This window comes from Cupriavidus sp. 01L46 (assembly GCF_056399905.1).
The window spans coordinates 1-6,462 of the sequence record NZ_JBFTSF010000322.1; the positions used below are offsets into that span (position 1 = coordinate 1).

The window sequence follows — 6,462 nt, forward strand, 5'->3', positions numbered from 1 at the left end:
CCGTTTGCTTCTGCACCAGTGCCTGCATGCCTTCGTAGGCCACCTTGTTGGCCTCCGCGATGGCTTCGATATCCTTGCGCCGCGCTTCGATTACCGAGGTCATATCGACCCCGGGGAGCTTGTACTGCTCGAGCAACTTGCTGAAATCGGTGAACGGATTGGACGGTGTCGACATGATGCATCTCCTCGCTGGGGGTAGGTGAAGCAGGGAACTGGCCGCGCCGGGATCCGGATGCGTCTGCCCGATTGACTTCTCGATGGCGGCGGGCGCGGTAGCTCAAGTGTAGCGCGTGCCGCACGCCGCTAGGGGGGAAAGCGCCGCCGTTTGCAGCCGAGCGCCCCGGAATTCACTTCGCCCCCCCCGGTCCTCACCAAGCCCTTACCAAGCCTTCACCAGGCCGTTCGAATTCGGCGAACGCTTCCTTGAAAACTATGAACTGGCCTGCCCGGGGGGCCGCCGATACACTCGCCCGCACCATCACTACCTGTCTTGCGGAGACCCCATGCTTCATCAGGCCCTGGCCGGCATCAAGGTGCTGGATTTGTCCCGGATACTGGCCGGCCCGTGGTGCACGCAGAACCTGGCCGACCTGGGCGCCGAGGTCACCAAGGTAGAACGCCCCGGTCACGGCGACGATACGCGCGGCTGGGGCCCGCCCTACTTGCACGCCCCCGTRGGCAGCGCGGGCGGCGACAGCGAGACCGGCCTCTCCGCTTACTTCATCTGCTGCAACCGCGGCAAGCGATCCGTGGCCATCGACTACGCCACTCCCGAAGGCGCCGCGCAGATCCGCGCGCTTGCGCTGCAAGCCGATGTGCTGGTGGAGAACTACAAGGTTGGCACGCTGCGCCGCTACGGCCTGGACTATGAAACGCTCAAGGCGCTCAACCCGCGGCTGGTCTATCTGTCGATCACCGGCTTTGGCCAGAGCGGCCCGATGGCCGACAAGCCCGGCTACGACTACGTGTTCCAGGGCATGGGCGGGCTGATGAGCTACACCGGGCACCCCGACGGCGAGCCTGGCGCCGGCCCGCTGCGCACGGGCGTGGCGGTGGTGGACCTGACCACCGGCATGTATGCCACCTCGGCCGTGCTGGCGGCCTTGCTGCGCCGTCACGCCACCGGCGAGGGCGAGTACCTGGATATCGCCCTGCTTGACGTGGCAGTCGCGCTCAATGCCAACCAGGCCTCCAACTACCTGGTGTCCGGCAAGGCGCCGCAACGCAGCGGCAATGCGCATCCCAACTGCGCGCCGTACGAAGTCTTTCGCTGCGCGGATGGCCACCTGATCCTTGCCATCGGCAACGACGCGCAGTTCGCACGCTTCTGCGAAGTGGCCAGCTTGGGTGCGCTGGCAGCAGACCCGCGCTACGCCAGCAACTCCGGGCGCATCGCCAACCTGCCGGCGCTGCGCAAGCGGCTCACCGACGTGTTCCCCACCCGCGACCGGCAGAGCTGGACGCAAGCCTTCGACGCGGCCGGCGTGCCATGGGGCCCGATCCACTCCATGGAAGACGTGTTTGCGCATCCGCAGGTGGCGCACCGCCAACTGGTGCAGCAAGCCGAACACCCGGTGCTTGGCCGCGTGCCGATGATCCGCAACCCCATGCTGGCCAGCAGCGGCGCGCGAGCACTGGCGCCGCCGCCGCTGCTCGATGAGCACGGCCAGCGCAACGGCAGCTAGTGCCGACGCGCACCGACACCTAAGAAGAACCCATCCGGAGACATCGCTTGAACAAACGCATCATCGCCACCACCCTGCTCGCCGGCCTGAGCCTTGCCAGCGGCGCGCACGCCTCGGCCTACCCCGACAAGCCCATCAAGCTGATCGTGCCCTACGCGGCAGGCGGCACCACCGACATCATCGCGCGCATCGTCGGCACCCGGCTCGGCGCCGTGCTCAAGCAGCCCGTCGTGGTGGAAAACCGCCCTGGCGCGGGCGGCGCCGTGGGCAGCGCGTATGCGGCCAAGCAGCCCGCGGACGGCTATACGCTGGTCATGGAAGTGGAAAGCTCGCACGCGGTCAACCCCAACGTGTACGCCAAGACGGCCTACGACCCCGTCAGGGATTTCGACCCCATCAGCAACCTCGCCGACGTGCCCAACGTACTGGTGGTCAACCCTGCCTTCCCGGCCAGCGACCTGCCCGCCTTCATCAAGCTGCTCAAGGCCAACCCGGGCAAGTACTCGTTCGGATCTTCGGGCAATGGCGGCCTGAGCCATATGAACGGCGAGCTGTTCATGAACGAGACTGGCACCAGGATGCTCCACGTGCCCTACAAAGGCCTGGGCCCCGCGCTCAACGATGCGGTGGCGGGCCAGATCCAGGTGGTGTTCGACAACATCCCCTCTTCCTCCAGCCTGATCCAGGGCCACCGCCTGCGCCMGCTGGCGGTGGCTGCCAGGCAGCGGCTGAAGGTACTGCCCAATGTGCCAACCTATGCCGAGGCCGGCCTGCCCGCCATGAACAATCCCTCCTGGTTTGGCCTGGGCGCGCCAGCCGGCACGCCAGCGGCTATCCTGGACAAGCTCAACGACGCAGTGCGGCAGGTGCTGGCCGATCCCGAGGTCGTCACCGCCATCGAGAAGCAAGGCGCCATTCCGGCACCGACGACGCGCGGGGCATTCGCCGACCTGATCCGCGGCCAGAACGCACACTGGAAGAAGGTCGTCGAAGATATCCATTTCACAAAACTGCAGTGAGACCACGCCATGAGCCAAGCAGATAACAAGCCATACGCCGGCATCGAGATCAATGCGCTCGGCATCGCCACCCTCACCATCCGCGAGGCCGGCTCGCTCAACATCCTCAGCACACCGGTCATCGCCGCGCTGACCCAGGCCGTGGCCGAGCTCGCGGCCGTTGACGAGATCCGCGTGCTGATCGTGCAAGGCGCCGGAGAAAAAGGCTTTATCGGCGGCGCCGACATCAAGGAGATGGCCGCACTAACCCGCGACAGCGCGCAGCGCTTCATCAGTGGCCTACGCGGCCTGTGCGACGCGCTGCGCCACTTCCCCGTGCCCGTGATCGCGCGCATGCCGGGCTGGTGCCTGGGCGGCGGCCTGGAACTCGCGCTGGCCTGCGACATCCGCGTCGCCGCGGACAACACCCACGTCGGCATGCCCGAGGTCAAGGTGGGCATTCCGTCGGTCATCCACGCCGCACTGATGCCCCGCCTGATCGGCAACGCCCGCGCCGCGTGGATGCTGCTGACCGGCGAGATCTCCGACGCGCGCGAAGCGCTGGCGTGGGGCCTGGTGAGCAAGGTGGTGCCGCTAGCCGAACTGGACGCCGAGGTCGAACGCCTCGCCACGCTGCTGGCCGGCTTCGGCCCTGCCGTGGTGCGCCAGCAGAAGCGGCTGTTGCGCGAGTGGGAAGAGGCGCCGCTGGATGTGGCCATCAACAACAGCGTGGCGGAGTTTGGCAGTGCCTTCGAGACCGGGGAGCCGCAGCGGTACATGAACGAGTTCCTGCAGCGCAAGCGGTAAGCGGTAAGCGGTAAGCGGTAAGCGGTAAGCGGTAAGCGGGAAAAAGGGGCCAAGGCAGCCCGGACGGACTGTTCGCAGGCAGGAACAGTCTGTTCCGGGAACGCCCTTTTTTGCATTGTCCTTATGACGCTACATTGACGCCGCTGCGATGCCCGAGCCCATGGGGCGCCGCCAATCATAAGGAAATCAACGCAATGAAATCTCGTGCATGGCTGGCGCTGTTGCCRCTCATTCCCGGCGCCGCAATGGCGCAAGGCAGTATCACGCTTTACGGCGTGGTCGATGCCGGCATCGAATACCTGAGCCACGTGCCAAACGCCACCGGCGGCAGCAACTCCACGGTGCGCATGTCCACCGGCAACCTCTCCACCTCGCGCTTCGGCCTGCGTGGCACGGAAGACCTGGGCAACGGACTTAAGGGCGTATTCGTATTGGAGAACGGCTTCGACCTCGACACTGGCAAGGTCAACCAGGGCGGCCGCCTGTTCGGCCGCCAGGCCTTCGCCGGCCTGCAGGCCCAGTACGGCACGCTGACCCTCGGCCGCCAGCAAACGCTGCTGTACGATCTCTCGTCGGCGTTCGACCCAATGATCATCTCGACCCGCTACTCGCTGCTGATGCACGACAAATGGATGTCGGGCCGCGCCGACAACGCCATCAAGTTCACCGGCACCACGGGCGGCATCTACTACGGCCTGCTCTACAGCACCGGCTACGACAGCACCGCCGGCGGCGAAATCGCCGGCGCATCCAAGGCAGGACGGGAATGGAGCGCCAGCCTGGGCTACGCCAGCGGCCCCCTGTCCATGCGCGTGGCCTACGACGAAGTCCGCGGCAGCACGGTCACGCTGCAGGACAACCGCGAGCGCCGCGCCGCCGTGGCCGCGGCCTATGCCTTCTCGTCGGTCAAGGTACTGGCGGGCTACCGCTACTACCGTGGCGACTTCACCACCAGCTCCCTGCGCACCAACCTCTACTGGGCAGGCGTGCAGTACCAGGCCACGCCAGCTATTTCACTGACCGGCGCTGCGTACTACACCGACGTGCGCAACACGTCGGCTGATCCGCTGAGCTTTGTCTTATCCGGCACGTACGCGCTGTCCAAACGTACCGATCTCTACACGATCCTCGCTTACGCGAAGAACCGCGATGGGTCTGCGATGGGATTGTCCGGGTTCGGGCCATCGCTGAATGCCAATGCGACGACGCTGGTGAATACCACGGAACAAGTCGGCGCCGGGCAAAGCCAGGTTGGCGCGATTGTGGGTGTGCGGCATCGGTTCTGAGCCGCTTTTCTTGAGTTGTGAGCCCAGCGCGAAACGCTTTATCGACCTTGGCCCGCGCTTAAGCGGGCAAAGATGGCGCCTCTGACGCCTACGGCAAGTTTCTGCCAGGAAGTGAAGGCGCCTTTCCGCGCGCACCGGTGGCGCGCACCGCATGCCGGTCATTGGCTCGCGTGCGGTTCCTGTCCCGGCCCGCCGCATTGGGCCCACGGCTGTCGGGCAGGCCGCGGCCGCTAAGGTAATTATCCGCACGGCCACCGAATGCACCGATCCTGACTTCCTCGCCCATCCCCCCAACAACATGCTGCGCCTGGGCGGCTCCCGAGGTCGCCGCCAGCATGGCAATCGCCATCAGGGCAAACGAGTAGATCTTGTTCATGCGATTTTCCTGCGTTTCATGTTGTACGGCATGCCGCTATATTGGCGGCCACAGTCTTATGGGGCTGGGGGAGCATAGTGTGACTGGCCCCCTTCCGTTGTAATCAATTGTTAATACCTGTCAGGTGCGAGGGCGGAAAGCAACAATGCGCAGCCGGGCGATCACGTCGGTGGTCCCGCCCGCCGGCGTGCCTACGAGCATGCGAATGGGTGCGTTCGGGAACTTGGCTTGCGCCGTGGCGGCGCCACCGGCACAAGCCATCAGAAGCGCTGCCACGCAGCGTAGCGTCGTGATCCTGTTTCGCATCATGTCTCCGTCTTTATCGCATCTTTATCATTGCACCGCCCCGCACGCTTGCCGGTTACCGCTTGGCGCCGAACTCCGCCTCCTCCCGGGTCCACCCGGCCACTTGACCGCTCAGGCTCACGCCGATCCCCGGCCGCGTCGGCACCAGCATGCGGCCGTCCTTGATTTCGAGGCGTTCGTTGAACAATGGCTCCAGCCATTCGAAGTGCTCCACCCACRGCTCGCGCGGGTACGCTGCCGCGAGGTGGACATGCAACTCCATGGCAAAGTGAGGCGCAATCATCAGTCCCGCGTGATCTGCCAGCGTTGCCACCGTCAGGAAGGGCGTGATGCCGCCCACGCGCGGGCCATCGGGCATCAGGTAATCAGCTGCGCGATGGCGAATCAGGTCCCAGTGTTCCGCCACGCTCGTCAGCATCTCGCCGGTGGCGATCGGCGTGTCGAATTGCGCGGCCAATGCGGCATGGCCTTCGGCGTCGTAGGCGTCCAGCGGCTCTTCGATCCAGGTCAGGTTGAACTGCTCCAAGATGCGGCACATGCGCTGCGCGGTCGGCCGATCCCACTGCTGGTTGGCATCGACCATCAGCGCAAAGCCATCGCCCAGGTGTTTGCGCACCGTCTCCACCCGCTTGATGTCGGCGGCGCAGTTGGGCTGCCCAACCTTCAGCTTGATGCCGCCGATGCCCYTCTCCACCGATTTGCTCGCGTTCACCAGAAGCTGGTCGAGCGGCGTATGAAGGAAGCCGCCCGAGGTGTTGTAGCACTTCACCGAATCGCGGTGCGCCCCGAGAAGCTTCGCCAGCGGCAGGTTGGCGCGCCTGGCCTTGAGGTCCCACAGCGCAACGTCGAATGCGCCAATGGCTTGCGTGGCCAAGCCGCTGCGCCCGACGGATGCACCCGCCCAGATCAGCTTGTTCCACAGCCGCGCGATGTCGTTGGCATCCTCGCCGATCAGCGCCGGCGCGATCTCCCTGGCATGTGCGAATTGCCCGGGTCCCCCGGCC

7 protein-coding genes and 1 pseudogene are annotated in these 6,462 nt (G+C 65.6%); 4 read left to right on the forward strand and 4 right to left on the reverse strand.

All coding sequences use genetic code 11. The features are described from left to right. Positions 1 to 175, reverse strand: a pseudogene (locus AC1DS3_RS33010) (phasin family protein); the annotation flags it as partial. Positions 176 to 503: 328 nt separating this feature from the next. Here AC1DS3_RS33010 and AC1DS3_RS33015 point away from each other — a divergent pair. The 4 genes from AC1DS3_RS33015 to AC1DS3_RS33030 all read left to right on the forward strand — a co-directional run bounded on the left by AC1DS3_RS33015 (position 504) and on the right by AC1DS3_RS33030 (position 4,776). After that, the gene (locus AC1DS3_RS33015; protein ID WP_441640832.1) at positions 504 to 1,685 is read left to right on the forward strand and encodes a CaiB/BaiF CoA transferase family protein; all 1,182 of its coding nucleotides are present in this window, start codon (positions 504 to 506) and stop codon (positions 1,683 to 1,685) included. Positions 1,686 to 1,732: 47 nt separating this feature from the next. Further along, positions 1,733 to 2,704 (forward strand): Bug family tripartite tricarboxylate transporter substrate binding protein, encoded by a 972-nt coding sequence (locus tag AC1DS3_RS33020; protein ID WP_477128811.1) that lies wholly within the window; start codon positions 1,733 to 1,735, stop codon positions 2,702 to 2,704. A gap of 9 nt (positions 2,705 to 2,713) precedes the next feature. Then, positions 2,714 to 3,490 (forward strand): enoyl-CoA hydratase, encoded by a 777-nt coding sequence (locus tag AC1DS3_RS33025; RefSeq protein ID WP_441640830.1) that lies wholly within the window; start codon positions 2,714 to 2,716, stop codon positions 3,488 to 3,490. A 194-nt stretch (positions 3,491 to 3,684) separates the two neighbouring features. Then, on the forward strand, positions 3,685 to 4,776 hold the full coding sequence (locus tag AC1DS3_RS33030; RefSeq protein ID WP_441640829.1) for a porin: 1,092 nt from the start codon (positions 3,685 to 3,687) through the stop codon (positions 4,774 to 4,776). 88 nt (positions 4,777 to 4,864) lie between these two features. On the opposite strand, the gene AC1DS3_RS33035 is transcribed toward AC1DS3_RS33030, so the two are convergent. From AC1DS3_RS33035 to AC1DS3_RS33045, 3 genes are all read right to left on the reverse strand, one after another. Beyond that, entirely contained in the window at positions 4,865 to 5,152 is a 288-nt protein-coding gene (locus tag AC1DS3_RS33035) for a hypothetical protein (RefSeq protein ID WP_441640828.1), read from the reverse strand. 120 nt (positions 5,153 to 5,272) lie between these two features. Beyond that, on the reverse strand, positions 5,273 to 5,428 hold the full coding sequence (locus AC1DS3_RS33040) for a hypothetical protein (protein WP_477128812.1): 156 nt from the start codon (positions 5,426 to 5,428) through the stop codon (positions 5,273 to 5,275). A gap of 85 nt (positions 5,429 to 5,513) precedes the next feature. Beyond that, positions 5,514 to 6,462 (reverse strand): L-talarate/galactarate dehydratase (locus tag AC1DS3_RS33045; protein WP_477128813.1); only part of this gene is annotated, 949 nt, incomplete at its 5' end.